General features: G+C 40.7%; 25 protein-coding genes. 13 read left to right on the forward strand and 12 right to left on the reverse strand.

Annotation, left to right across the window (positions count from 1 at the left end):
• Positions 1-161: 161 nt before the first annotated feature.
• From clpX to BLS32_RS01310, 6 genes are all read right to left on the reverse strand, one after another.
• Positions 162-1,394 (reverse strand): ATP-dependent Clp protease ATP-binding subunit ClpX, encoded by a 1,233-nt coding sequence (gene clpX, locus BLS32_RS01285; protein ID WP_091391500.1) that lies wholly within the window; start codon positions 1,392-1,394, stop codon positions 162-164.
• A gap of 88 nt (positions 1,395-1,482) precedes the next feature.
• On the reverse strand, positions 1,483-2,157 hold the full coding sequence (gene clpP, locus BLS32_RS01290; protein WP_091391501.1) for an ATP-dependent Clp endopeptidase proteolytic subunit ClpP: 675 nt from the start codon (positions 2,155-2,157) through the stop codon (positions 1,483-1,485).
• A gap of 82 nt (positions 2,158-2,239) precedes the next feature.
• Positions 2,240-3,565 (reverse strand): trigger factor, encoded by a 1,326-nt coding sequence (gene tig, locus BLS32_RS01295; protein WP_091391502.1) that lies wholly within the window; start codon positions 3,563-3,565, stop codon positions 2,240-2,242.
• Positions 3,566-3,688: 123 nt separating this feature from the next.
• Positions 3,689-4,033 (reverse strand): phage holin family protein, encoded by a 345-nt coding sequence (locus tag BLS32_RS01300; RefSeq protein WP_091392338.1) that lies wholly within the window; start codon positions 4,031-4,033, stop codon positions 3,689-3,691.
• 48 nt (positions 4,034-4,081) lie between these two features.
• On the reverse strand, positions 4,082-4,849 hold the full coding sequence (locus BLS32_RS01305; protein ID WP_091391503.1) for an alpha/beta fold hydrolase: 768 nt from the start codon (positions 4,847-4,849) through the stop codon (positions 4,082-4,084).
• 143 nt (positions 4,850-4,992) lie between these two features.
• Positions 4,993-5,706: a pyridoxine 5'-phosphate synthase gene (locus BLS32_RS01310; protein WP_091391504.1), complete on the reverse strand. Its 714-nt coding sequence runs from the start codon at positions 5,704-5,706 to the stop codon at positions 4,993-4,995.
• A gap of 106 nt (positions 5,707-5,812) precedes the next feature.
• Here BLS32_RS01310 and BLS32_RS01315 point away from each other — a divergent pair, with 106 nt between their 5' ends.
• The 8 genes from BLS32_RS01315 (at position 5,813) to murI (ending at position 14,134) form a co-directional block, all read left to right on the forward strand.
• Positions 5,813-6,472, forward strand: coding sequence for a CBS domain-containing protein (locus BLS32_RS01315; RefSeq protein WP_091391505.1), 660 nt, complete (start codon positions 5,813-5,815; stop codon positions 6,470-6,472).
• 80 nt (positions 6,473-6,552) lie between these two features.
• Positions 6,553-7,437, forward strand: coding sequence for an NAD kinase (locus tag BLS32_RS01320; protein ID WP_091391506.1), 885 nt, complete (start codon positions 6,553-6,555; stop codon positions 7,435-7,437).
• Positions 7,438-7,604: 167 nt separating this feature from the next.
• Positions 7,605-8,288: a type IX secretion system protein PorG gene (gene porG, locus BLS32_RS01325; RefSeq protein WP_091391507.1), complete on the forward strand. Its 684-nt coding sequence runs from the start codon at positions 7,605-7,607 to the stop codon at positions 8,286-8,288.
• Positions 8,289-8,291: 3 nt separating this feature from the next.
• Positions 8,292-9,032 carry an isoprenyl transferase gene (locus tag BLS32_RS01330; protein WP_091391508.1) on the forward strand — a complete coding sequence of 247 codons (741 nt, stop codon included), beginning with the start codon at positions 8,292-8,294 and terminating at the stop codon, positions 9,030-9,032.
• On the forward strand, positions 8,965-11,670 hold the full coding sequence (gene bamA, locus BLS32_RS01335; protein WP_091391509.1) for an outer membrane protein assembly factor BamA: 2,706 nt from the start codon (positions 8,965-8,967) through the stop codon (positions 11,668-11,670). Before BLS32_RS01330 ends, bamA begins: the two co-directional genes overlap by 68 nt.
• Before the next feature lie 45 nt (positions 11,671-11,715).
• Positions 11,716-12,750 carry an OmpH/Skp family outer membrane protein gene (locus BLS32_RS01340; protein ID WP_091391510.1) on the forward strand — a complete coding sequence of 345 codons (1,035 nt, stop codon included), beginning with the start codon at positions 11,716-11,718 and terminating at the stop codon, positions 12,748-12,750.
• A gap of 31 nt (positions 12,751-12,781) precedes the next feature.
• Entirely contained in the window at positions 12,782-13,282 is a 501-nt protein-coding gene (locus BLS32_RS01345) for an OmpH/Skp family outer membrane protein (protein ID WP_091391511.1), read from the forward strand.
• Positions 13,283-13,357: 75 nt separating this feature from the next.
• The gene (murI, locus tag BLS32_RS01350) at positions 13,358-14,134 is read left to right on the forward strand and encodes a glutamate racemase (protein ID WP_091391512.1); all 777 of its coding nucleotides are present in this window, start codon (positions 13,358-13,360) and stop codon (positions 14,132-14,134) included.
• Here murI and BLS32_RS01355 read toward each other — a convergent pair.
• On the reverse strand, positions 14,131-14,649 hold the full coding sequence (locus BLS32_RS01355; protein ID WP_091391513.1) for a gamma carbonic anhydrase family protein: 519 nt from the start codon (positions 14,647-14,649) through the stop codon (positions 14,131-14,133). The genes murI and BLS32_RS01355 overlap by 4 nt on opposite strands.
• Before the next feature lie 45 nt (positions 14,650-14,694).
• Positions 14,695-15,681, reverse strand: a complete 987-nt coding sequence (locus BLS32_RS01360; protein ID WP_091391514.1) for a PorP/SprF family type IX secretion system membrane protein — start codon at positions 15,679-15,681, stop codon at positions 14,695-14,697.
• Between the two features lie 268 nt (positions 15,682-15,949).
• On the opposite strand from BLS32_RS01360, the gene BLS32_RS01365 reads away from it, so the two are divergent.
• The 5 genes from BLS32_RS01365 to BLS32_RS01385 all read left to right on the forward strand — a co-directional run bounded on the left by BLS32_RS01365 (position 15,950) and on the right by BLS32_RS01385 (position 21,399).
• Positions 15,950-16,849 carry a NifU family protein gene (locus tag BLS32_RS01365; protein ID WP_091391515.1) on the forward strand — a complete coding sequence of 300 codons (900 nt, stop codon included), beginning with the start codon at positions 15,950-15,952 and terminating at the stop codon, positions 16,847-16,849.
• A gap of 155 nt (positions 16,850-17,004) precedes the next feature.
• Entirely contained in the window at positions 17,005-19,020 is a 2,016-nt protein-coding gene (locus BLS32_RS01370) for a thioredoxin domain-containing protein (protein ID WP_091391516.1), read from the forward strand.
• A 57-nt stretch (positions 19,021-19,077) separates the two neighbouring features.
• On the forward strand, positions 19,078-19,794 hold the full coding sequence (locus BLS32_RS01375; protein WP_091391517.1) for a hypothetical protein: 717 nt from the start codon (positions 19,078-19,080) through the stop codon (positions 19,792-19,794).
• Positions 19,795-19,866: 72 nt separating this feature from the next.
• Positions 19,867-20,694, forward strand: a complete 828-nt coding sequence (locus tag BLS32_RS01380) for a mechanosensitive ion channel family protein (protein ID WP_091391518.1) — start codon at positions 19,867-19,869, stop codon at positions 20,692-20,694.
• A 39-nt stretch (positions 20,695-20,733) separates the two neighbouring features.
• On the forward strand, positions 20,734-21,399 hold the full coding sequence (locus tag BLS32_RS01385) for a hypothetical protein (protein ID WP_091391519.1): 666 nt from the start codon (positions 20,734-20,736) through the stop codon (positions 21,397-21,399).
• Here BLS32_RS01385 and tsaB read toward each other — a convergent pair.
• From tsaB to BLS32_RS01405, 4 genes are all read right to left on the reverse strand, one after another.
• Positions 21,396-22,064, reverse strand: coding sequence for a tRNA (adenosine(37)-N6)-threonylcarbamoyltransferase complex dimerization subunit type 1 TsaB (gene tsaB, locus BLS32_RS01390; protein WP_091392340.1), 669 nt, complete (start codon positions 22,062-22,064; stop codon positions 21,396-21,398). The two genes, BLS32_RS01385 and tsaB, sit on opposite strands and share 4 nt — an antisense overlap.
• Positions 22,064-23,362: an efflux RND transporter periplasmic adaptor subunit gene (locus BLS32_RS01395; protein ID WP_091391520.1), complete on the reverse strand. Its 1,299-nt coding sequence runs from the start codon at positions 23,360-23,362 to the stop codon at positions 22,064-22,066. The genes tsaB and BLS32_RS01395 overlap by 1 nt, the downstream gene beginning before the upstream one ends.
• Before the next feature lie 3 nt (positions 23,363-23,365).
• Positions 23,366-24,805: a TolC family protein gene (locus tag BLS32_RS01400; RefSeq protein WP_091391521.1), complete on the reverse strand. Its 1,440-nt coding sequence runs from the start codon at positions 24,803-24,805 to the stop codon at positions 23,366-23,368.
• Between the two features lie 80 nt (positions 24,806-24,885).
• Positions 24,886-26,004: an efflux RND transporter periplasmic adaptor subunit gene (locus tag BLS32_RS01405; RefSeq protein ID WP_091391522.1), complete on the reverse strand. Its 1,119-nt coding sequence runs from the start codon at positions 26,002-26,004 to the stop codon at positions 24,886-24,888.
• Between the last annotated feature and the right edge of the window lie 15 nt (positions 26,005-26,019).

Below are 26,019 nucleotides of genomic sequence, written 5' to 3' on the forward strand. Positions count from 1 at the left end.
CTTTTGAGTTTTAATGATTACCATTTAAATTTTTAAACCCATAAGGGATTAAGAAAAATTAAGGCCGATCACAGTAAAATTTTAAACCATTAAGGACATTGAGAACATTAAGGAATTATCGGCTTAACTTAATGACCTTAATGGTTCAAAAAACTTATTTGTTATGAAGCGATTTCCAGTCGTTTCAATAAATTTTTAGTCAACGTATGGTGTGCATAATCCCTGTCGATCATCAGGATTTTTTCATCAGAACTTGGCAAGTCATACATCGCATCGGTTAAGATTGCTTCGCATAACGAACGCAGTCCGCGTGCGCCGAGTTTGTATTCCAACGCTTTGTCTACAATAAAATCCAAAGCTTCGTCTGTAATGGTAAACACTACGTCATCCATTAAAAACAGCTTCTGGTATTGTTTGATCAGGGCATTTTTTGGCTGCGTTAAAATCGCTCTGAGTGTTTCACGATCTAGCGGATCCATGTGCGTTAAAACCGGTAAACGACCAATAATTTCTGGGATCAGTCCAAAATCTTTGATGTCTTTCGGAATAATATACTGAAGCAAATTGTCTTTATCGATGTTGTCGGCATTTTTAGAAGTGCTGTAACCTACAGCCTGACGGTTCAAACGTTTCGAAATGATCTTTTCGATGCCGTCGAATGCGCCTCCGGCAATAAACAAAATGTTTTGCGTATTGACCTCAACGAATTTCTGATCCGGATGTTTTCTTCCTCCTTTTGGTGGCACATTTACAACGGTTCCTTCAAGCAGTTTTAATAAAGCCTGCTGCACGCCTTCACCCGAAACATCGCGTGTAATCGACGGATTGTCGCTCTTGCGGGCGATTTTGTCAATTTCGTCAATGAAAACAATGCCACGCTCGGCTTTGGCTACGTCATAATCGGCAGCTTGAAGCAAACGCGTTAAGATGCTTTCAACATCTTCTCCCACATAACCTGCTTCTGTCAAAACCGTGGCATCAACAATTGCCAATGGCACGTCGAGCATTTTCGCGATGGTTTTTGCGACTAAAGTTTTTCCGGTTCCCGTTTGCCCCACCATAATGATGTTGCTTTTTTCGATTTCCACCTCATCGTTCAACTGCTGTTGCATCAAACGTTTGTAGTGGTTGTAAACCGCAACCGACATCACTTTTTTGGTTTGATCCTGGCCAATAACGTACTGGTCAAGAAACGCGCGAATTTCCTTCGGTTTTTTCAAAACGAGATCTGTTGCGAGTTTGGAATTGCCGTTTGTTTTCAATTCTTCAAGGACGATTCCGTGTGCCTGCTCGATGCATCGATCACAAATGTGTGCATTGATTCCGGCGATTAACAGATTGGTTTCGGGCTTTTTACGTCCGCAAAACGAACAATCTAAGACTTCTTTAGCCATATTTATTTAATTTCAGAATTGGGATTTAAGATTTAAGATTTACATTAGATTCCCATGTAAATCTTAAACCGCAAATCTCAAATTCCATTTAGCTTCTTCTCAACACTTCATCAATCATTCCGTATTCTTTTGCTTCGTCAGCTTTCATCCAGTAATCGCGCTCGCTGTCTTTATGGACGCGGTCATAAGATTGTCCGGAGTGATCTGAAATGATCTTGTATAATTCTTCTTTTAATTTCAGCATTTCGCGCAAGTTGATTTCCATATCCGTTGCAACACCTTGTGCGCCGCCTGATGGCTGGTGAATCATGACTCTTGAATGTGGCAACGCCGAACGTTTTCCGGCAGCACCTGCACACAATAAAACAGCCCCCATTGAAGCAGCCATTCCGGTACAAATCGTTGCTACGTCTGGTTTGATGTATTGCATGGTGTCATAAATCCCAAGACCAGCATAAACGCTTCCGCCTGGTGAATTGATGTAAATCTGGATGTCTTTTGCAGCGTCGGCACTTTCTAAAAACAGTAGCTGTGCCTGTACGATGTTAGCAATCTGGTCATCGATTCCGGTTCCCAGGAAAATGATGCGATCCATCATCAAACGGGAGAACACGTCAAGTTGTGACACGTTGAGCTGTCGTTCTTCGATGATATATGGAGTCATTCCTGTTGGCGTCATCGCGCCTACGATTTTGTCGTAGTACATTGCATTTACACCCTGATGTTTTGTGGCAAATTTTTTAAATTCTTTTCCGTAGTTCATGGTAATAAAAATAGTGGTTGTTAAATAAGGAGAGCGCCAGAACTGAATTCTGACGCTCAAAGATAATCATTATTTGACGAAATTATTCTCCGTAACTTTCTTTGATAAAGTCCTGATAGGTAACCTCTTTGGTCGTTGCCGACACTTTTTCTTTGAACAGGTTCAGCATTTTTTCGCTCATCACCTGATCAGACAATCTTTTTACTTCTTCCTGGTTTGAAAGTACGCGTGCTACGATTCCGTCAACATCAGCGTCGGTTGGGTTGGTTTGCCCAAATTGTGCCATTTGTTTTCTGATCATATCAGCAGTGAATGCTTTTAAATCTTCAAAAGTGATTTGCAGTTTGTTTTGCTGCATGACTTTTCCTTCGATGAGCTGGTAACGCAAACCGTTTTCAGATTTTGCGAATTCAGCTTCCGCTTGTTCCGGAGTCAATGGCTCTTGTCCTGCAGACTGGATCCATTTTTTAAGGAATTCTGACGGAAGGTCGAATTTTGTATTGGTCAACAAAGATTCCGTAACGTCGTTTAAGAATTTCTGGTCTGCCTGGGTTGCGAATTGTTTTTCAGCGTCTTCTTTTACTTTCGCTTTGATTTCTTCAACTGAAGACACATTTCCTTCTCCGAACAATTTGTCGAAAAATTCCTGGTTCAATTCGGCTGGTTCACTTGTCGTAACTTCTTCGATTTTGAAATCTACATCAACATCCAAACCGTGAACATCATCGTGACCAACTTTTAAATAATCCATCAATTGATGGTCATCTTCGAACAAACCTTTTGTATTTAACGTTACAACATCTCCGGCTTTTTTACCGATGAATTTGTCGGCAGTTGCTTTGTCTTTGAAAATATCCAAAGTAATTTGCGCCGGGCTGTCGATGTTTTTTGCTTCGTTGATAAATGTTCCGCGGATGTCATCACCAGCTTCAACTGTATCTTTAGCGATCATTTTTCCGTATTGCTTCCTGATCCTTGTTACTTGTTCGTCAAGCATATTGTCATCGGCAAAAATCTTGTAATGTGTCAGTCCTTTTATCGTTGATAAATCCACATCGAAAGTCGGCGTTAAGCCCAGTTCAAATTCGAATTTATAATCTTCAGAATCCCAGTTGAAATCTTCAGCGATTTTTGGCAGCGGATTTCCAAGGATGTCCAGTTTTTCCTGCTGTAAATATTTATTCAAATTTTCCTGAAGCACTTTGTTTACTTCTTCCAAAAGCACGGTTTTACCGTATTGTTTCTGAATAAGGCTCATAGGAACAGCACCTTTTCTGAAGCCCGGAATCGTAGCATTTTTAAGATAATGATTTAATGCTTTTGAAACCTGTGGCGCATAATCTGCTTTAGAAACTTCTACAGTAATGACTGCATTCAAAGCGTCTACATTATTTCTTGTAATATTCATATTTTTTACATACTAAAATTGGGTTGCAAAATTATAACTTTTTTACAACCCAACCAAGTTTTTACTGCTTTGTATCACAGCGATTAACAAACTTATAACTTTTGTGATTTGCCTTTCGGCCAATTAATCGCCGCCGCCTGTAAGCGAGAACGTAATCGACTGTAAAACCGACAGGATCAGGCTGAAAATCAGTGCAGTCCAGAAACTTGCAACTTCAAATCCGCCGACGATTTCCGTACACAATAAAATAATCAGTGCGTTGATAACAAGCAGGAACAAACCGAAAGTGACAATCGTTACCGGCAAGGTGAACAAGACCAGAATCGGTTTAATGAAAATATTGAGCAATCCGAGGACAATCGCAACAATAACCGAAGTCGTAAAACTTGCAACGGTAACGCCCGGCATAAAATGCGCAATGGCGAGAACCAGAAGCGCAGTGACTAAAATTCTGATGATAAGATTCATGATGTTGTTGTTTTTGGATTCACTCAAAGTTAATAAAAAACCATTAAATTATTGTTCCTTTAGGAAAGCGATTGTTTCCGTATAAAAAGCTACAGGATTTTCGGCATGCAGCCAATGTCCTGCGTTTGGTATCGTTTTCATTTCTGCAGCGGGAAAATGTTTTTTGATCAGATCCATGTCGCTGTCTTTTAAATAATTTGAATTCCCGCCTCGCAGAAACAACGTTGGTTTTTCAAAAACAGCGGTTTCGGGAAGTGCGTTGCCAATGTTTTCGATTTTCCTGTTGAATACATCAAGGTTGAACCGAAAACCGAGCTGGCCGGGTTCTACCCAGTACAAACTTTTCATTAAAAACTGGCGCGTGCCAAAATCGGGGACAAATTGTTCCATGATGGCATCGACTTCGTTCCTGCTGGGTTTTTGTGAAAAATCAACAGCATTTAGGGCCGCCATGATGTCCTGGTGGTGTGGCGCGTAATATTTCGGACCGATGTCGGCGACGATTAATTTCTCTACTTTTTCAGGATAGGCCGTTGCGAAAAGCATGGCGACTTTTCCGCCCATGGAATGCCCGAGCATGTCGATACTTTCGAGATTGTTTTCTGAACAATATTCTAAAATATCCTGGACCATGGCTTCATAAGTAAATTCTTCCGAGTGGAAACTTTTTCCGTGGTTGCGGAGATCGAGCATGTGCACCTGAAAACCCTGGGCGGCGAATTGTGTTCCGAGGGTTTTCCAGTTGTCTGACATGCCGAGATAACCGTGTAAGATAAGGAATGGTTTGCCTTCTCCTTCTATTTTTGAATGTAACATTTTGATTTACGCTTTTTGATTTACGATGAAAATTTCCGGATTATTGTGGTTTGCGTGAGCGATTGTAGTGAAAATCCTTTTGCGGAGTTTACGAAGCAAAAGATTGCAACGGAAAGCGCGGCCCGCAGGGACACGCCCAAAATCTATTTTAATTTATGAATATACATGTTGACGACATTGTCGAGGCCGAGGTAAATGGCTTCGGCAATGAGCGCGTGACCGATCGAAACTTCGAGCAATCCGGGAATATTTTGTTTGAAAAACTGGATGTTGTCGAGGCTTAAATCGTGCCCGGCATTGATTCCGAGCCCAAGTTCTACAGCGCGTTTTGCAGATTCAGTGTAAGGCAAAATGCCGTTTTCGTTGCCTAAGCTATATTGATGTGCAAAAGATTCGGTGTACAACTCGATGCGATCTGTTCCGGTGTCCTTTGCCCCTTCGATCATTTCGATGACAGGATCTACAAAAATCGATGTTCTTATATTGTTGCGCTGAAATTCGGCAATCACTTCTTTTAAAAACGACTGGTGTTTTTTCGTGTCCCAACCTGCATTTGACGTGATCGCGTCGATGGCGTCGGGAACTAAAGTCACTTGCGTGGGCTTGACTTCGAGAACGAGATCGATGAAGCTTTTTTCGGGATTTCCTTCAATGTTGTATTCGGTATAAACGACTGATTTCAGATCGCGCGCGTCCTGATAACGGATGTGTCGTTCGTCTGGCCTTGGATGAATGGTAATGCCGTGCGCGCCGAATTGCTGGATGTCTTTTGCAGCTTTTAGAATGTCGGGCACGTTTCCGCCGCGTGCGTTGCGAAGCGTCGCTAACTTATTGATATTTACGCTGAGTTTTGTCATAATCGAATTTTTGGTAACAAATCAAACCTTTGACCACAAAAATACGAACTTATAATAGCTGTGATTGCATATTTTTGATTATTTTGCATGCAATTGCAGATTGATTATGACAGAAATTAGAGATTATATTACCAATGATTATAAAGCCCTGAGCAGCAGTGAAAATATTGCGTCGGTCCAGGATTTTTTTCATGAATTGAATTTTACGCACTTTCCGGTTTTGGAAGAAGGCATTTACCTGGGCAGCATTGCCGCAGAAGACATTGAGACTTTTGACGGCGACAAATCGATTTCGGATTACCGTTTCACACTCGAAGGTTTTTATGCGCGGAATTCAATGATCTGGCTTGATGTTTTAGAAGTTTTTGCGAAAAATCATACGAATTTGGTTCCGGTTTTGGATGAAAACAATGGCTATGTTGGTTATTACGAAATTGAAGACATCATTAAATTCTTCCATGAAACCCCATTTTTAAAGGAGCAAGGCGGCATCATCGTCATTAAAAAAGGCGTTCTGGATTATTCGATGAGCCAGATTACGCAAATCGTTGAAAGCAACAACGGCAAGCTTTTGGGCTTGTTTGTTTCGGATGCCGATGCACAAACTGTAGAAATTACGGTAAAAATCAGCCTTGGCGCGATGAATGAGATCATCCAGACTTTTAGAAGATACAATTACGAGATCATTTCTGAACATCAGGAAGACAATTACATCAATGCGTTGAAAGAACGTTCGGATTATTTGGACAAATATTTAAACATCTAGTTAAAGTAGGAAAGTCGAAAGTCAAAAGTTCCATGCGACAATTTCTTTCAACTTTCCGACTTTTGACTTTCTACTAAATTATGAAAGTAGCCATTTACGGACAATATTATCAAAACAGCACGGAACCGATCATCCGTGATATTTTTGTTTTTTTCAACCAGAATCATGTCGAAATGGTGATTGAAGCCGAATTTCTCAAAATACTCTACGAGAAGCAACTGATCAAAAAAGAATACAAAACTTTTACTTCACATACAGAATTAACTTCCGATTTTGATTTGATGCTGAGCATTGGCGGCGACGGAACGATTTTGCGCGCGGCAACTTTAGTGCGCGATTCGGGAATCCCTATTTTGGGAATCAATGCCGGAAGATTGGGATTTCTGGCATCGGTACAAAAAGACAATATTGAAGAATTCCTGCAATTTGTATTGGATAAAAAATATACGATTTCGCCGCGAACACTGCTTAGCTTAAGCTGTACCCCGAAAAACCAGGATTTGCCCGAGATCAATTTTGCGATGAATGAAATTACAGTCAGCCGCAAAGACACGACTTCGATGATTACGATCGATACTTATCTAAATGGCGAATTCCTGAATTCGTATTGGGCAGACGGATTGATTATTGCCACGCCAACAGGCTCGACCGGATATTCGATGAGTTGCGGCGGCCCGATTTTAACACCCGATGTCAAAAGTTTAGTCATTACGCCGATTGCACCGCATAATTTAACGGCGCGTCCGTTGGTGATTCCTGATAAAACTGAGATCCGATTGAAAGTTTCGGGACGTGAAGAGCAATATCTGGTATCGCTGGACTCACGGATCGCATCGATCAGAAATGAATCCGTTTTAACGATCAAAAAAACACCTTTCAAGATCAACATGCTTGAAATTACCGGTGAGACTTTTCTCAAAACACTTCGCAAAAAACTGCTTTGGGGCGAAGACAAGAGAAATTAGCCCTATTTCAGAATCGATTTATACTACAGCCGCAATAATCACCGTTTCCTAACTATCCTTTTTTAAGGGAACAGAAATTATTAATCTCGGATATAATTGTTATAAATACCAATTTGATGACCGATTGGTACGCATAATTATTATATTTGCACGCTATTTTCAAAACAATGAATAGATTTTTTATCATATTTTTTTTAATCTTTGGCACCGCATCCGTGAATGCACAAATCCATGAAATCGGGATTTATTTAGGCGGAAGCAATTACATAGGTGACATTGGACCGACGAATTACATTGCCCCGAACGAATTTGCCTACGGTATTTTGTACAAATGGAATAGAAGTCCGCGCCATTCCTGGAGATTTTCATACACGCAGTCAAAAATCACCTCAAGAGATAAAGATTCAGATATGCCGTCGCGGAAACAACGCCGCTATGATTTTGAGAATAATATTAAAGAAGTTTCTGCTGGTTTGGAATTTGATTTTTTTAATTTCGACCTTCACGACACCAAACCTAAATTCACACCTTATATTTACAGCGGGTTGAGTTACGTACAATATGACGGTTTGTTTTTTGCATCTGGACGCACAAAATCGAATGCAGCACACGGAACGATTGCGATCCCGATGACTTTAGGCGTGAAAGCAAGGATTTTTGATCATATGATCTTAGGGCTTGAATCGAGTGTGAAATACGCATTTGCCGATGATCTTGACGGCAGCGGGCCAAAAAATAAAAATCTCGAAGGTCAAGGTTTCGGGAACACCAACAGCAACGACTGGTATGTTTTTACCGGATTGACATTAACTTATACGTTTGGAAACAAACCGTGCTTTTGTACCGATTAAAAAATGAGTCTGATTACAGCTATAAATAAGGACAACTTACCAAAACACCTGGCCATTATCATGGACGGGAACGGCCGTTGGGCCAAACAACAGGGATTTCTGAGGGCTTTCGGGCATGAAAACGGAACCAAATCGGTCAGGGTAACTGTGGAAACCTGTGCCAAACTGGGCATTGAAAACCTGACGCTTTACGCTTTTTCCACTGAAAACTGGAACCGCCCGAAAATTGAAGTTGACACTTTGATGAAATTGCTCATCAAGTCATTGAAAAATGAACTCAAAACGCTTGAAAATAATAACATCCGATTGAACTCGATCGGGAACATAAACCTGCTCCCAAAATCGGCTCAAAAGGAACTTCTTGACGTGATTGACAAGACAAAAAATAATTCCAGAATGACGCTCACATTGGCGTTAAGCTACGGTTCACGCGAGGAAATCATCAGCGCGGTAAAGAATATTTCTGATAAAGTTAAAAATAATATAATTTCAATTGACGCTATTGACGAATCAATTATTAATCAGCATCTTTACACGCAAAATTTACCTGACGTAGATTTATTAATAAGAACCAGCGGAGAGCATAGGATCAGTAATTTTTTGTTGTGGCAGATTGCCTATGCGGAATTGTATTTTACAGATGTTTTGTGGCCTGACTTTAAAGAAGAACATTTGTATGAGGCTATCGTTAGTTATCAAAAAAGAGAGCGTAGATTTGGAAAAACCAGTGAACAAATTAAATAATATCTTAGTGTTGCATAAAAGTATTAAACTCGTCCTTACCTTATTGATTTTCGGAAGCATTTTTCAAATGAAAGCCCAGGATGAAAGAATCCCATTTGACCAAGGCACCAAATACATTCTCGCTGACGTAGCCGTTACCGGCAAAATCTCCTACAACGAACAAACCGTGATTACCTTTGCCGGTCTTGAAAAAGGCCAGGAAGTGACCGTTCCCGGTGAAGAAGTTTCCAATGCGATCAAAAAACTCGGAAAACTTGGGCTTTTCAGCGACATCGATTTCTATGTAAACAGAATTGAAGGCGACAGCATTTACCTAGAACTGAACATCAATGAGTTGCCTAAATTAAGCGAAGTCAAATTCGTCGGAATTAAAAAAGGAAAAACCGAAGCTTTAATTAAGGACAATGGTTTGACCAAAGGCAAAATCGTTAATGAGAATTTAATTACGACGACAAAAAATTACATTGAGAACAAATACAAAAAAGACGGTTTTTACAATACAAAAGTCAACATCACCACGATTGCCGATACCACAAGCGGAAACGAAGTAAAAATGTTGGTTACCGTTGACAAAGGCAACAAGATCAAGGTTAAGGATATCGTTTTTTCGGGTAATGAAAAGTTTTCAGATTCGAAACTTCGCACTGCGATGAAAAACACCAAACAAAGAAATTTCTTCCGTGTTTTCAAAGCATCCAAATACATTAAGGAAAAGTACAAGGAAGACCTTACTTCGATCGTAAACAAATACAAGGAAAAAGGATACCGCGATGCGCGCATTGTTTCTGACACGGTTGAATTCAGCAAAAATAAAAAAGACCTTGCGATCAAAATCAATATTGAAGAAGGCCATAAATATTATTTCGGGGACATTAAATTCCTTGGAAATACCGTTTATACGGATCAAGGCTTAAGCCGAATGCTAGGCATTAAAAAAGGCGACGTTTACAACGGCGTATTGCTTGAAAAAAGGATCGCCGACAAATCGAAGCCCGACGGCGAAGACATTACAAACCTGTACCAAAACAACGGTTATTTGTTTTCAAACATTAATGCAGTCGAAACCCGCACGGCAAATGACACCATTGATTTTGAAGTGCGCATCGTAGAAGGACCGATTGCTTATTTCAATAAAATTACAGTGGTTGGAAACGACAAAACAAACGATAAGGTAATCTACCGGGAATTAAGGACCAAACCGGGTGACAAATACAGCAAGGAAACTTTAGTAAGAACGATTCGTGAAATCGGGCAACTTGGTTTTTTTGATCCGGAAGCCATCGAGCCAGGATTTAAAAACGTTGATGCAGGTGCAGGAACGGTCGACATCGAATATAAACTGGTTGAAAAAGGATCGAGCCAGATCGAACTTCAGGGCGGTTACGGCGGCGGCGGATTCATCGGAACGCTTGGCTTGTCATTTAATAACTTTTCCCTGTCCAATATCTTCAAAAAAGAAGCTTATCATCCATTACCAATGGGAGACGGCCAAAAAGTGTCGCTTCGTTTGCAGGGAAGTACGTATTTCCAGACTTATAGCGTTTCCTTTTCTGAACCATGGTTTGGCGGAAAAAAACCAATCCAGTTTAATACGTCATTGGCGTATAGCAAACAGTTTGCGAACACTTCAAGCGGTGTAGACAAAAGTAGAAGTTTTGATATTTTCTCGTTGTCTATCGGACTTGCGAAAAGGCTTCAGGAGCCGGATGATTTCTTTGTATTGTCACAAGCGGTAAGCTTCCAGTATTATGACCTTAACAATTACAACGTGGGACTGTTTACTTTTGGCGATGGTTCTTCGAGAAACCTTGCATATACGATCGGAATCAGCAGAAACAATAAAGGAGTAAATCCAATCTTCCCTACTTACGGATCAGAATTCAGCCTTAGCGGAAAATTCTCTCCTCCGTATTCGTTGTTCAACAAAATCGATTATAACGATCTGCAAAATCAGGAAGCCTATAAACTAAAAAATGAAACCAGCGCTGCGACAACAGGCAGAAATGGCGCAAATATTGGGCCGGGCCAATACATCGATGCCAACGGCAATAAAGTGGACACGTATCAGGAAGCAGCTCCGGACCAGTCAAAAATCGACCAGAAGAAGTTTAATTGGCTAGAGTACTATAAAATTAAATTCAAAGCAGATTGGTTTACGAAAATTTATGGTAAATTAGTCTTGCGTTCTTTAGGCGAATTTGGATATTTAGGGGATTATAACAAGTCAAGAGGACTCGTTCCGTTTGAAAGATTTTACGTAGGTGGAGACGGTTTGGCTAACTATGCGCAGGACGGACGCGAGCAAGTTCAGCTTAGGGGTTATCCGAACAATTCGTTATCCTCGGATGAAGGCGGAACCATTTACAACAAATTCTCTTTAGAATTGCGTTACCCGATTACCCTGAAAGCAGCAGCGTCGATCTATGTATTGACATTTCTAGAAGGCGGGGCAGCTTATGACAATTTTAGGCAATACAATCCGTTTGTACTAAAACGTTCAGCTGGAGTTGGGCTAAGAATTTTCATGCCTGCTTTTGGATTGCTCGGTATTGATTTCGGTTATGGATTTGATCCACTAACAGGTGAAAGCAAGGCACATGGCCAAGAAGTACACTTTATAATTGGTCAGCAATTCTAAAATTAACTATATTTGGAACGGTATTTTCTAATGAAATTTTAAGTTATGAGAAAACATTTTTTATTACTGCTTATCGTTACTGCTGTATGTTTTACAGCTAAAGGCCAGTCTGCACGCGGTGTTAAAATAGGCTACATTGACATGGAATACATTCTTCAGAATGTTCCTGATTATACCGAAGCCAAAAACCAGCTCGAGCAAAAAGCCCAAAAATGGAAGCAAGAAGTCGAACTTAAAAAAAATGAAGTCACCAAACTTAAAGACGCATTAAAAACCGAAAGGGTCTTGCTTACCAAAGAATTGATTGCAGAACGCGAAGAAGAAATTGTTTTTCAGGAAACGGCTTTGCTGGATTACCAACAAAAGAGATTCGGACCTACCGGCGATCTTTCCACACAAAAAACAGTGCTCACCCAGCCGATACAAGATCAGGTTTTCAACGCAGTTCAGGATATTGCCGAAGCAAAGAAATATGATTTTATTTTTGATAAAACTTCTGACCTGACAATGCTTTTTTCCGCAAAACGTTATGACATCAGCGACCAGGTCATCCGTGCGATTACACGTTCATCAAAAAGACAGCAACTGTCTAAAAAACAACTGAAGGAAGAAGATGCTAAAGAAGCCAAAGAGGATATGGTTGATGAAAGCCCGGCACTTCAGGAAAGACAAAAAAAGATTGACGACAGAAAAGCAGCCAGGGAAAAACTCGTAGCCGATAGAAAGGCAGCTCAGGAGGCAAAAAGGGCAGAAATGCTTGCTGCACGCGAAGCGAAGAAAAACGGCACAACAGTTCCTGTAAAAGAAGTTGCCTCAAAAGCGACAGACAGTACAAGTACTACAACAAGCAACAAAAAGACCACCGTTCCTGCAACCGAAACAGCAGCTGCAACATCCGACAGCACAGCGACAACTACTACAACTGTAGATAAAAGGACAAAAACCGCTGAAGAAAGGGCAAAAATCATCGCCGATCGTAAAAAAGCAGCCGAAGAGAAAAGACAAAAAATCTTAGCCGACAGAGAAGCAGCAAAAAAAGAAAAAGAAGACAAGAAAAAAGAAACCAAACCACAAGATTAAAAAACAATAATTAATTAATATTTTTAAAACGATGAAACAATTCAAAACTTTAGTAATAGCTGCGATGATGCTCGTAGGAGGAAGTCAGGCTATTAATGCTCAAGCAAAAACCGCACACGTAGATGTAAGTGAAATCATGGCAAAAATGCCGGCTATGCTTGATGCTCAAAAACAACTTGAAAAGTTAAGCGCGACTTACGATACAGAGTACAAAACAATGGTTGACGAATACCAGGGCAAATTAAAAAAATACGAACAAGAAGCTGCAACTGTAGGCGATGCTGCAAACGAAACCAGATCAAAAGAAGTGCAGGACATGCAAAAGAGAATTGTTGATTACAGGGACAACGCTCAAAAAGAATTGCAAACGAAAGAATCTGACATTGTAAAACCAATCATGGACAAAGTAAAAGCTTCTATCCAGAAAGTTGGAAAAGCAAAAGGGTTTCAATATGTTTTCAATTCAGAAGGTTTGCTTCTTGCAGATGGTCCGAACATCACTGCTGATGTGAAAAAAGATTTGGGATTCTAATAAAAACATCCTTATAAAATATTAAAACTGCTCATCAAATATTGATTGAGCAGTTTTTTTTTTAGCTTTGTTTTCATGAATAACAACCATCCTATCGGCCTTTTTGATTCCGGAATTGGCGGCACATCCATCTGGACAGCCATCCACCAATTAATGCCTTCAGAAGATACCATTTACCTTGCCGACAGCAAAAACGCCCCTTACGGCCAAAAATCAAAAGAAGCTATCATTGCGCTAAGCTGCAAGAATACTGAATTCCTTCTCGAAAAAAATGCAAAGATCATTGTCGTCGCCTGCAATACCGCAACCACCAATGCGATTAAAGAATTAAGGGCTAAATATGATGTTCCGTTTATCGGGATCGAGCCAGCAATAAAACCAGCTGCACACAATTCGAATACGCAAAGAATCGGAATATTAGCAACAAAAGGAACACTCAGCAGCGAACTTTTCAACAAAGCGGTAGAAATTTACCAGGAAACTACAATCATCGAACAAATTGGCCATGGACTGGTAGAACTGATCGAAAACGGCGAAATCCATTCTCCCGAGATGACAAAACTTTTACATTCTTATCTCGAACCTATGGTCGCAGCCAACATTGATTACCTGGTTTTAGGCTGCAGCCACTACCCTTATTTGATTCCGCAAATCAAAAAAATCCTTCCGCCTCACATAAAAATTATCGACTCAGGAGAAGCCGTAGCAAGGCAGACACAAAAAGTTTTACAGGAGAAATCAGGTTTTCATTCCCATGGCGTTGGAGAAAACATCTTCTACACGAATGCCAATCCTAAAGTACTTTCAGCCATTTTAGGAAACCAATACCAAACGCTACAAAAAGATTTTTAATTTTCGTCTTTAAACCAGCCGGAGTACATGACGTAATTATTAGAAATGCGTTCTATTTCGCCTGCAAAGTCTGAAGCATTAAGATCTTTGACTTTCCTTGCCGGAACGCCTGCATATATAGTCCCTGATTCTACAATAGTATTTTGTGTCACTACAGCGCCTGCAGCAACGATCGAATGGCTTTCCACCACGCAATTGTCCATGACGATTGCACCCATACCAATAAGCACATTGTCTTTTAAAGTACAGCCGTGAACGATGGCATTGTGCCCAATTGACACATTGTTCCCGATTACGGTGGCATGCTTTTGATACGTACAGTGAATGATCGCGCCATCCTGGATGTTAACTTTATTTCCAATTGTAATACTGTTCACATCACCGCGGATCACTGCATTAAACCAAACACTGCAAGAATCTCCAAAAGTGACATCCCCTACAATCGTCGCATTTTCTGCAACATAACAATCTTCCGGAATTACTGGGCTTTTGCCATTTACTTTCTTAATCAGCATAATATAAAAAAATAGTCCCGAAGAAGATCGGGACAGTTTAACTTTTTAATTGATAGCAGGACATTTACAGTGGTATCTTTCTTTTTTACAAAAGACATTCCAGCCCAGCGTGATCTGGTGGAAACCACCGTTGTCAAATTTAATATCACCAACCAAATGGGTATACGTATAAGAAACCATAAAGTTGTTGTATGTAATTCCAAGAATTGGCGTAATGTATTGCAGTTTCTGCGATTGTACGGTTTGCCCATCAAGATAATCCGCTCCATCAAGGCTTCGTCTGTAAGACAATCCGCCCCATAACGATCCAAATTCAAGTGTTTTGTAAACTTTTAAATTAACATCAACCGCAGCTTCTTTAGTGCTTTCCGCGTACTGAAACATGGCAGATGGTTCCCAAAGCAGGTTTTCTTCATCGCCAAAAACATATCCTGTATTAAAAATGAATTTTCTGATGTTGTCATCTTCATATTCCGTATAGATTTTTCTCCTCGTTTCAACCGCATTTTTCACTGTAAAGTGTGCATAGAAATCGAGGTAATTATACGACATACCAACATCCACATTAAAATAAGAATATTTCTGAACAATACCTCCGATCAATGGATCAAATTCCCTGAACTCCGTTTCATCAAGAGAACTCTGCACAACGCCTACGCTCATACCAAAAGACAATTGGTTCAAATCGATCTCGTCCCTTGAAAACATAATATGGTGTGCATAAGAAAGCTTCACCCCTTTTTGCGAATGATAACCATTCTTATCGTTGTATGCAATAATTCCCCCACCTGACTGCTCTCCAATCCTTCCGTTAAAACTCAGGGTCTGCATACCAGGTGCGTCGTCCTGTCCAAACCACTGCTGGCGCGCAGTCAGCCTGATTTTTGCACAATTTGCCGCTCCTGCCATAGACGGATGGAGCAAATAATAGTTATCGGATAAATAATCGGAGTAAACGGCGATCCCTTCCTGGGCGAAGGTTAGTTGGGTAAAAAATAGAACTAATAATAAGTACCTCTTTTTAAAATTCATTGAACTCTTTTTTTAATCTGCTGCGCGCAGCCGATTGTTAATTGTAGGTTTAAAAACAAAATTGGGCTAAAAGCATTTGCCTTGTTTCGGCAGCTAAAACATTAGCAATTATTCATTAATAACCAATGTTTAAAGCCTTAAAGCCAGAAATTTCGGCAGTTGGATTTTTGTTTCAAAAAAACCTAACGCTGTTAATTTTTGTTTAATTGTCCAAATATAATTAAACGCTCAAAATATCTTTGTTAAATTTGCAAAAATAAACTGACCCATGACAAAAATCACGATAAGGGAAACCCAAAATCCCACCATCTTAAAATTTGAATTCCCTGATTTTATTACGCAGAATGAAAGTTTTGAATTCAAAAACATCGACGAAGCAAAAAGTTCGCCTTTAGCCCAGCAGCTTTTCTACCTGCCATTCGTAAAAACGGTGTATATTTCGGGAAATTTCATCGCAATCGAACGTTACGGCATCGTTGAATGGGATGATGTACAAGACGCTGTTTCTGAACAAATCGAGACCTTCGTCAATAACGGCGGGATCATCGTAACGCTTGACGAAACCCGCGCTAAAAAACAACCCGTAACGGTTTACGGAGAAACCACGCCAAATCCGGCCACGCTAAAATTCGTAGTCAATAAAATGGTCACGAAAACCGCCGTCGAATTCAAAAATATTGACGAAACTAAAGCGTCTCCGCTTGCCAAAGAATTGTTCAATTTCCCGTATGTCAAAGAAATTTACATCGATGAAAATTACATTTCGGTCAGCAAATACGATGCCTACGAGTGGAATGACATCACCATCGAACTGCGCTCTTTCATTAAATCCTACATCGAAAATGGCGGCCCGATCTTAGACGAAACCCTAATCGCCGCCAGCCCAAAAGTCGAAAAACAGCAAATCAAAAATTTCGACAACCTCGATACGACATCGCAGCAAATCATCAACATCCTCGAAGAATATGTAAAACCTGCGGTCGCTGCCGACGGCGGGAACATCCTTTTCGATTCGTATGATCCTAAAGAAAAACGTGTCAAAGTCATTTTGCAAGGCGCTTGTAACGGCTGTCCGTCATCGACTTTCACCTTGAAAAGCGGCATCGAAAATATGCTAAAAGACATGCTCAACGACGAAAATATCAAAGTCGAAGCGTTAAACGCCTAAACTTTCAACAATAAAATCCGTAAATTTAAGCGTTCCATTTCGGAGCGCTTTTTTATTTTTTGAAGCCATTTCCCGCTATCGCCTTTATCTTTTTCTGCCTTCGTTCCTCCGGCAAAAAAAGGATACCGGCTCTATCGGGGCTAAAACCACACCTCATGAACCAACTTTCATCCGAAACGAGTCCGTACCTTTTGCAACACGCCCAGAATCCCGTGTACTGGAAAGCCTGGAATGATAAAACATTGGCGCAAGCCGCAGCCAGCAACAAACTCATGATCGTTTCCATCGGATATTCTGCCTGCCATTGGTGCCACGTCATGGAACACGAGACTTTTGAAAACGACGAAGCTGCACAAACCATGAACGCGCATTTCATCTCCATCAAAATCGACCGCGAAGAACGCCCGGACATTGATGCCACTTATATGAAAGCGATCCAGATCATGACTGGGCGCGGCGGCTGGCCGTTAAATGTTGTAACACTTCCCGACGGCCGCCCGGTTTGGGGCGGTACTTATTTCCGGAAAGAAGAATGGATCGAAACCTTGGAGCAATTGCAGCAATTGTACACGAACAATCCAGAAAAGATGATCGATTATGCAGAAAAACTCCACGCCGGAATCCAGAGCATCTCTGTCATGCAGCCACAAAAATCAGAAAACGAACTCCGCCAGGATTTGTTGAAACCACTTATTGAAAAATGGAAAAAAAGTTTTGATCCCGAATTTGGCGGCATGGCGCGCGCGCCAAAATTCATGATGCCAAACAATTATAAATTCCTGCAGCGTTATGGCTACGAAAACCACGATTCAGAATTATTGGATTTCGTCGATCTGACGTTAACAAAAATGGCGTACGGCGGTTTGTTTGATACGATTGATGGCGGATTTTCCCGTTATTCCGTCGACATGAAATGGCATGTGCCGCACTTCGAGAAAATGTTATATGACAACGGTCAATTGGTTTCGTTGTATTCTGATGCTTTCAAAAGGACGAAAAATCCGTTGTATCAGGAAATTGTAGAAAAGACGCTGACATTTATTTCAAAAGAATTGACTACTGATGAAGGTGCGTTTTATTGTGCGCTCGACGCCGACAGTTTAAATGCCGGAAAACATCTTGAAGAAGGCGCTTTTTATGTCTGGACAAAACGGGAATTGCAGGAATTGATCAAAGATGATTTTGATTTGTTTGTGCAGGTTTTCAACATCAATGATTTCGGTCATTGGGAACATAAGAATTATGTCCTGATCCAAAACCAAAACATCGAAACATTGGCACAAGCCAACAACCTCAGCATCTCTGAACTTCAAAACAAAAAGAAAAACTGGGAACAACTGTTGTATTCAGCACGCGAAAAACGAAGCAAGCCGCGCCTCGACGACAAAGTACTGACTTCGTGGAACGCGATCATGCTGACAGGATGTGTTGACGCTTACAAAGCATTTCAAAACGAGAAATATTTAAAAACCGCACTCAAAAATGCCGATTTTTTGATTAAAAAACAATGGCATACCGACGGGCATTTGTGGCACAATTACAAAAACGGGAAAAGTACGATCAACGGTTATCTCGAAGATTATGCGTTGCTGTGCGAAGCTTTTATCGCATTATATGAAGTGACTTTTGATGAAAAATGGTTGCTGCATGCAAAACAACTTACGGATTATTGCTTCGATCATTTTTATGAGGAACAAAGCGCTTTTTTTTCGTTTACATCGAAGCTTGACCAGCAACTCATTGCGCCACATTATGAAACCGAAGACAATGTAATTCCGGCTTCAAATTCGGTGATGGCGAACAACCTGCACAAACTTTCAATCTTTTTTGAGAATCCGTTTTATGAAGAAACCGTCACGAAAATGCTGCAGCATATTGTTCCGCAAATCGATTATCCGTCGGCATTTTCAAACTGGCTGTACTTGTTTTTGAAGGATTCCGATCAAAGCCGGGAGTTGGCCATCTGCGGAAGCGAAGCCATCCAAAACCTAAAGAACATCAATCAGGAATATTTGCCAAATGTTATTGTTGCAGGTTCGGAACAAGAAACAAATCTGCCTTTTCTGAACAATCGTTTTTCTAAAAATGAAAACCTTTTTTATGTCTGCCGGAACAAAACCTGCGATTTGCCGAAGAAAGCACTTTCAGAAATCACAGATTTAAAACCTTAATAATAAATCCTTTGCATTTTTTTTGTAAGTTTGATAGATAACCAATACTTAGAAATTATGGGACTGGGATCTTTTTTCAGAAATTTATTCGGATCATCTAAACAGAATACCGAAACAACCACAAACGCAGCCGTAAATCAAGCGCAGGACAAAACCGAAACCTGGGGCGACAAGGCTGAAAACGCTTATGAATCGGCAAAAGACAAAGCTTCGGACTATGCTGAAAAAGCAAGCGATTTTGTAGAAGACAAATACGAACAGGCAAAAGATGCCGCAGCGCCATTGGCTGACAAGGCAAAAGATGCTTTTGAAGATGCGAAAGACAAAGCAGCTGAATATGCCGAAAAAGCAAGTGGCTTTGCGGAAGAAAAATACGAACAGGCAAAAGATGCAGCTGCGCCTTACGTTGACAAAGCAGAAGATTTTGTAGATGACGCGAAGAAAAAAATCAGCAGTTTCACTGATAGTACAGAAGACAAAGCTGCAGATGCCGCAGACGCTGTAAAAGAAACAGCAGCAGAAGTTTCAAGTCAGGCCGATAATTTTGTTGATGATGCGAAAGAAAAAGCCGCCGAACTTTCGGATAAAGCGGAAGAGAAATTTGAAGAAGTGAAGGAATCTGCAAAAGAAACCGTAGAAAATGTTTCAGACACAACTGAAAATCTCGCCGAAGAAGCCAAAGAAAAAGTGAGCGCTTTTACAAATGACGGTTCTACAGATGCTGAAGATAAAATCGATCAAATTACCAATAGAATTGAGGAAGATGCCGATTAATTTTTAAAAATACCTTATTTTTGCATATCAAATTCAGCCTTCTCAACTTGGGAAGGTTTTTTATTATTTACAATGAAGCTCCTTACAGAAATCAACTATTTAGACCAATATGCTACTTCAACCATTAAAGTGCTTATTGATTATTCTCCCAAACTCATTTCGGCGATTTTAATTCTTTTTATCGGGATTTGGGTGATTCGGTTTATCAATTCATTTGCACGGAAAATCATGGTACGCAGGAATGTAGAGCCAACGCTGATCGAATTCCTTTCGGATATTATGTTTTGGGGATTGCGCATCATTCTGTTCATCGCTGTGATTTCTAAATTGGGCATTGAATCCTCGTCGTTCGTTGCGATTTTGGGTGCTGCAGGATTGGCTGTCGGATTGTCATTACAAGGTTCGCTGTCAAATTTTGCAGGTGGCATGCTGATCATCATGTTCAAGCCGTTTAAACTTGGTGATACGATACAGGCGCAGAATGTTTCGGGAACGGTCGTTGACATTCAGATTTTTGTGACGCAATTGCTGACTTCAAACAATCAGGCGATTTTTATCCCGAATGGGATTTTATCCAATGGTGTGATCGTCAATTTTTCGCAACAACACAACCGCAGAACTGATTTGGTTTTTTCGGTGTCATACGACACGAATATTAAGGATGCCAAAACGATTCTCACATCGATTCTTGACAACCATCCCAAAGTACTCCAGCATCCAAAACCTGATGTTGTCCTTGCCGAACTAACCGATTCTTCTATTAAATTTGCGATCCGGGCATGGTCGGCAACTTCGGATTTCGGTGAAGTGAGTTCTGACATTCTTGAAAATGCCAAAACTGCTTTTGATGCTGCTGGAATATCAATACAACCTTTTGTAAAAGAATTTTCTAAAACATAAATTGAAATATTGTATTATTGCACCAAACAAGCATATAGTATGAAACAGTCATTTTTTATCAGCCTGAGCTTTTTATTTTTTAGCCTTAACCTCGTTGCGCAAGACGGAAAAATGGTTGGCGCCACATTCTGGAACGGGACCAGACAACAAAAAAAGCCTTTGGGCTCGCCTTATGTCCAAAATATGTTCGCTCCAGCAACTGTTGACAACATTAAGACGCCGGCCAATGTCAGGTATAATGTTTATAAAGATGAATTCGAGTTTATCGCTCCAAAGGGCGACACTTTAATTCTTGACCGAATTGAGGATTTCGGAAGCATTACGTTTAAAGGCAGCAACAAAAAATACAGGCTCGTTGTGTACACTGACAAAAGCAACAGCTTGGTTAATGGCTATTTGATGGAATTATACACCAAGCCAAACTTGGTCTTATACAAAAAAGAAAACATCAATTTGACCGGGGAAAAAATTGCAAAAACAACTTTGGAAAGGGACATGCCTGCAAAATATACCAAAATCGGCGATACTTATTTTCTAAAAACGCCCAACGGAAATACGACCGAATTTCCAGATGGAAGAAAAGCATTGGTTAAATTGTTCCCAGATAAAAAGCAGCCTCTCGAAAGCTATCTGAAAGAAAACAAAATTGATTTTGACAATGAAAGCGATCTGATAAAAATCGTAGATTTCTTAACCACAAATTAATTGCTTTTTGTAGCAATCATAAAATCTTTCAGGTAATAAGGCTCAAAATAAGCGACATCAACCATGTCGTTTTTTTTGTAACTAACATCGCTTAGTTCCGACATTTCATTTGCAGACGGATAAATGATTTCATCCAAAAAAAAGAAATTCTCTTTTAGCAGGACCGTTTTGCATTTTTCAAGGCAATCACCAACAAAGTATATTTTGGAATTGAGTTCTGAAAATGAATTTTCAGTAACGATTTCTGCCTGCACCTCACGGATTTTGTGAAGATTTACATCAAATATAGCGCTGTAAACTTCCATTCGCCGGGCATCGATCATTGGAATAATGATACCATCCGAAACTTTTGCCTGAGCTGCAAGAACGGCTAAAGTATCGACTGCAATCAATGGAATGCCCAATGCAAAAGCCAAACCTTTAGCCGCAGAAACCCCAATGCGCAAGCCGGTATAAGAACCCGGACCCTGACTGACTGCGATTGCAGCCAAATCTCTAAATTTTAAATCGGCTTCGCGAAGCACTTCCTCAATAAAAACGTGCAGCTTTTCGGCATGCGAATACCCTTGCTCAGCCATTTCCCTGCAAACGATCGTTTCTCCGTCTTTTGCAACAGAAACCGAACAGTTTTTCGTCGCCGTTTCTATGTTGAGAATGTAAGCCATCATTTTTTTGCTGGTTTATTTTTATCGGCAACCGTTACCTTATCGCCTGAATTCAGGTCTTTTGTCACCGTTGTATACGGCCCTACTATCACAACATCGCCTTTTTTCAAGCCTTCGGTCACTTCAATATTCGTATCGTCCTGAATGCCTGTTTTGATGATGCGGATTTTTGATTTGTCACCCACTTTCACAAAAACACATTCGAATTTTTTGTCGCTTTTGGGCTTTACCTTATTTTCTTCTGAGTTTGGATCATCGACTTTAATATCTTTCACTGCCGCCGTATCCGATTTTACTACAACGGCACTAATAGGAACACCTACAACATTTTCCTTGCGTTTGGTCATGATGTCAACGGTCGCGGTCATGCCCGGCCTGAACGGAGAATAACTAGCCGGTTTCCCTGCTGTCAGATCCTGGTAAGATTCTTTTAAAATCCGGACTTTTACTTTAAAATTTGTCACCTGATCAGCAGTCAACGCCGTACTTGCAGAGTTTGAAATGCTGGTAACGATTCCTTTAAATTTCTTTTTCAGATACGCATCAACCTCAACATTTGCCGAATCGCCCACATTTATTTTGACAATGTCATTTTCATTTACGTCGACTTCAACTTCCATATTGTTAAGGTTCGCAACCCGAAGGATTTCTGTTCCGGTCATTTGCTGCGTTCCTAAAACACGTTCGCCCAATTCAACATTCAGCATCGAAATCGTTCCGTCTGCAGGCGCATAAATTGTGGTTCTTCCAAGATTGTCTTTGGCTTCATTTACAGTTGCAGAAGCGCTTTGCACATTGTAATATGCCGATTGTTTAGATGCCTGTGCGCTTTCAAAAACTGAAATAGCCTTATCCCATTCCGATCTTGAAATAATGCCTTTTTCAAACAATGTTTTGTTTCGGTCAAAATTGGCTTTGGCTTCTTTAAACGATGCGTCTGCCTGGCTCAATCCGGCTTTGGTTCCAGAAAGCCCGGCCAGCGTTCGGTTGTAACCTGAAGTATACAAATCGGGGTTGATCTTCACGAGCAAGTCGCCTTTCTTTACCACTTGACCTTCTTTTACAGGCAATGAGATGATTTCGCCTGACACTTCCGAAGAAATTTTCACTTCAATTTCCGGCTGGATTTTTCCTGTTGCAGAAACCGTTTCAATGATGGTCATCTGGTCTACCTGTGCCACTTCGACTTCTTTGCCTTTGTCTTTATTGCCGATGACGCCCGTTTTAGAAAGAACAAGCAAGATAACAACTAAGACAACGGCAGCGCCAATAAGCAGATAAGTAGACTTTTTAGACATGGTTTATGGTTTTTTCGTGATCGGAATTCCAAAATAGAATTCGACGATTTTGGTCCTGAAAATATAATCGTATTTGGTTCTTAAAACTTCCGATTGTGCATTGGAAAACAAACTCTGCGCCTGGTTGAAATCGAAGGCATTCATCATTCCCACCGCATATCTTTCCTTCGCATAGTTGAACGCGCTTTCACGTGCTTCCAAAGCTACGACTGCTGATTCGTATGAATTAAATGCCCCGTTTGCATCTGTAAAAGCCTGGTAAACATTTCGTTCCAGATCAAGCTGGCTTTGCGCCAATGCGATTTTTGAACGTTCCAATGCGACTTTCGAGCGCTCAACATTGTTCTTGACAGAAAAGCCATTCAAAATAGGAACATTCAATTGCAATCCAAAATTATGTCCTTTGTTGTCATTAAACTGTGTAAAAAACGGCAGCGGACTTCCAAGAACATTGGTATAATTCGGCACAGAAACAACTTGTCCAGTTCCATCCACAACACCAATTGGCGAATACGGATTGTTCACATCGGCAATGCGTCCGGTAACTCTGTCGGCATAACCGACACGCGAACTGAAACTGTAAAACCCGATCAAATTTGGCAAATAAGCGCCTTTCGCAATTGTCACATCTTTCTCGGCAACCTCAAGATTGGCTTTTGCCAGCTTCACTTCTACCCTTTCTTCGAGTGCTTTTTTATAAATCGCATCCGGAGTCTGGAACATGACTTCGCTTTGTTTGGCTTCATAATCTTCATCGGCAACATCAAAATTCTGAAAATCCTCAAGCTGCAGCAATTGTGCAAGGCTCAATTTAGAGATCAGGAACGCATTTTCGGCCAAGATCACTTTCTGTTTGTTGTCGGCAACAGTCGCTTTAATATCCAACAAATCGCCCCTTGGAACAGAACCTGCATTGACCAATTCCTGCGTGCGCTGAAACTGTCTTTCGTTGTTTGCCAATTGTTCTTTCTGAACCTTAATATTTTCTTTATTGAACAAAATCTGCAAAAAAGCATTCGCGACATTCAGCGAAACATCATCCCGCATTTTCGTTAATTGGTATTGTGCCGAAATAATCGCAAGGTTCGCACGCCTGTAACGGTTTTGGTTTTGAAGCCCTTTGAAAATATCGACGTTGGCATTGAGTTGCGCCGATGTAAACTGGGTCGTTTCATTTTCCAGAAGCCCGGTGGTAATGTTCTGGTTTAAACCAATATTCCACGAATGGCTTCCTGTCACATTCACGGCAGGAAGAAAGCTTCCAAAAGCGGCATTTTTATCAATGTTGGCTACTTTGGTATCGAGGTCGGTTTGCTTGATCGAAATGTTATGTTCAAGCGCATAGTTGACGCATTCTTGAATGGTCCATTTTTTTGCCTGCGCCTGAAAAGTAAGCCCCGACAGCAACAATAAAATAAAACCGATATAATTGATTTTTTTCATATCTACTCTGAATGAAAGCGCAGCAAAGGTACTGCACAAATTTAAAATTTTTCTAAAAACTGGAATTCTTTTGCAGCGATTTATTGTGGCTTTTCATCGTCTTTTTTCGAGCCCTGGTTCCACACTTTGATCTTGTCAGATGCTTTGATGCCGCTTTTGATCTGAACGTAAATACCGTCACTTACACCCAAAACCACGTCGCGCTTTTCAAATTTTTGTGCCGATGTTTCGACTTCTACAAATGGCTTTTGAGTTTTTTCGTCAAATTGCACCAAACCTTCTTTGATGGCGAGCACATTTTCGGCTTTGTCAAGAATAATCGAAGCATTGGCGCTAAGGCCGGCGCGGATAAAAGTCGTATCGCGGTTTGTTAGTGCGCCTTTAATTTCGAACTGGATCGCACCATTCTCCGTTTTTCCTTTTGGGGCAATGTATTGAAGTACGGCTTCGAATTTTTTGTTTTCGATCGCTCCAACCGTAATTTCGATTGGCAGTTTTTCCTTGATCTTTCCAACTTCCGATTCATCGACTTTGCCTACGAAAATCATTTTTCCAACATCTGCTAAAGTGGCAATTGTTGTTCCTTCGTTGAAATTGTTGCTTTCAATCACCTGATTCCCAACTTTTACCGGAACATCGAGCACCATTCCGGTCACGGTCGATTTGATGAGTGTATTTGCATACGTTCCCAATTGTGCAGATGTCCCTGTTTTCACAATATCCAAACCTTGTTTTGAAGCGTTATAAGTTTGTTTCGCCTGGCTGTAAGCGACTTCGGCTGCGTCGTATTCATTCGCAGAAATCACACCTTTATCAAACAGCGTTTTTTGTCTTTTGTATAATTTTTCCTGGTTGTCCAATGCGATCTTGGCCGCTGTCACCTGATTTTGGGAACTGCTGACGCTCGACACATTCGCCACGACGCGGATTTTCGCAATCGGATCGCCGGCTTTAATGCTTTCACCGGCTTTGATGTACACGGCTTCAATAATTCCCGAAATGTTAGGCTTGATCAAAACCTCTTCATCGGGAACGATATTTCCTGTGGCAATGGTCGTTTTTACAATCGTTTTGGTTTCGGGTTTTTCGGTTTCAAAGACAACGGGCGATTGCTGGTTTTTGGCGTACAGATAATACAGCGCGCCAAAAAAGACGGCTGCGATCAAAATTAAAACGGTTATGGTGATTCCTTTTTTCATTGTTGGGTTTTGTTA

Origin of the sequence: Flavobacterium noncentrifugens (genome assembly GCF_900100375.1) — a bacterium.
GTDB lineage: Bacteria > Bacteroidota > Bacteroidia > Flavobacteriales > Flavobacteriaceae > Flavobacterium > Flavobacterium noncentrifugens.

Coding starts and splice junctions, on each gene's coding strand:
- clpX (WP_091391500.1), bottom strand. CDS start 1,394: ATGGCTAAAGAAGTCTTAGATTGTTCGTTTTGCGGACGTAAAAAGCCC.
- clpP (WP_091391501.1), bottom strand. CDS start 2,157: ATGAACTACGGAAAAGAATTTAAAAAATTTGCCACAAAACATCAGGGT.
- tig (WP_091391502.1), bottom strand. CDS start 3,565: ATGAATATTACAAGAAATAATGTAGACGCTTTGAATGCAGTCATTACT.
- BLS32_RS01300 (WP_091392338.1), bottom strand. CDS start 4,033: ATGAATCTTATCATCAGAATTTTAGTCACTGCGCTTCTGGTTCTCGCC.
- BLS32_RS01305 (WP_091391503.1), bottom strand. CDS start 4,849: ATGTTACATTCAAAAATAGAAGGAGAAGGCAAACCATTCCTTATCTTA.
- BLS32_RS01310 (WP_091391504.1), bottom strand. CDS start 5,706: ATGACAAAACTCAGCGTAAATATCAATAAGTTAGCGACGCTTCGCAAC.
- BLS32_RS01315 (WP_091391505.1), top strand. CDS start 5,813: ATGACAGAAATTAGAGATTATATTACCAATGATTATAAAGCCCTGAGC.
- BLS32_RS01320 (WP_091391506.1), top strand. CDS start 6,553: ATGAAAGTAGCCATTTACGGACAATATTATCAAAACAGCACGGAACCG.
- porG (WP_091391507.1), top strand. CDS start 7,605: ATGAATAGATTTTTTATCATATTTTTTTTAATCTTTGGCACCGCATCC.
- BLS32_RS01330 (WP_091391508.1), top strand. CDS start 8,292: ATGAGTCTGATTACAGCTATAAATAAGGACAACTTACCAAAACACCTG.
- bamA (WP_091391509.1), top strand. CDS start 8,965: ATGAGGCTATCGTTAGTTATCAAAAAAGAGAGCGTAGATTTGGAAAAA.
- BLS32_RS01340 (WP_091391510.1), top strand. CDS start 11,716: ATGAGAAAACATTTTTTATTACTGCTTATCGTTACTGCTGTATGTTTT.
- BLS32_RS01345 (WP_091391511.1), top strand. CDS start 12,782: ATGAAACAATTCAAAACTTTAGTAATAGCTGCGATGATGCTCGTAGGA.
- murI (WP_091391512.1), top strand. CDS start 13,358: ATGAATAACAACCATCCTATCGGCCTTTTTGATTCCGGAATTGGCGGC.
- BLS32_RS01355 (WP_091391513.1), bottom strand. CDS start 14,649: ATGCTGATTAAGAAAGTAAATGGCAAAAGCCCAGTAATTCCGGAAGAT.
- BLS32_RS01360 (WP_091391514.1), bottom strand. CDS start 15,681: ATGAATTTTAAAAAGAGGTACTTATTATTAGTTCTATTTTTTACCCAA.
- BLS32_RS01365 (WP_091391515.1), top strand. CDS start 15,950: ATGACAAAAATCACGATAAGGGAAACCCAAAATCCCACCATCTTAAAA.
- BLS32_RS01370 (WP_091391516.1), top strand. CDS start 17,005: ATGAACCAACTTTCATCCGAAACGAGTCCGTACCTTTTGCAACACGCC.
- BLS32_RS01375 (WP_091391517.1), top strand. CDS start 19,078: ATGGGACTGGGATCTTTTTTCAGAAATTTATTCGGATCATCTAAACAG.
- BLS32_RS01380 (WP_091391518.1), top strand. CDS start 19,867: ATGAAGCTCCTTACAGAAATCAACTATTTAGACCAATATGCTACTTCA.
- BLS32_RS01385 (WP_091391519.1), top strand. CDS start 20,734: ATGAAACAGTCATTTTTTATCAGCCTGAGCTTTTTATTTTTTAGCCTT.
- tsaB (WP_091392340.1), bottom strand. CDS start 22,064: ATGGCTTACATTCTCAACATAGAAACGGCGACGAAAAACTGTTCGGTT.
- BLS32_RS01395 (WP_091391520.1), bottom strand. CDS start 23,362: ATGTCTAAAAAGTCTACTTATCTGCTTATTGGCGCTGCCGTTGTCTTA.
- BLS32_RS01400 (WP_091391521.1), bottom strand. CDS start 24,805: ATGAAAAAAATCAATTATATCGGTTTTATTTTATTGTTGCTGTCGGGG.
- BLS32_RS01405 (WP_091391522.1), bottom strand. CDS start 26,004: ATGAAAAAAGGAATCACCATAACCGTTTTAATTTTGATCGCAGCCGTC.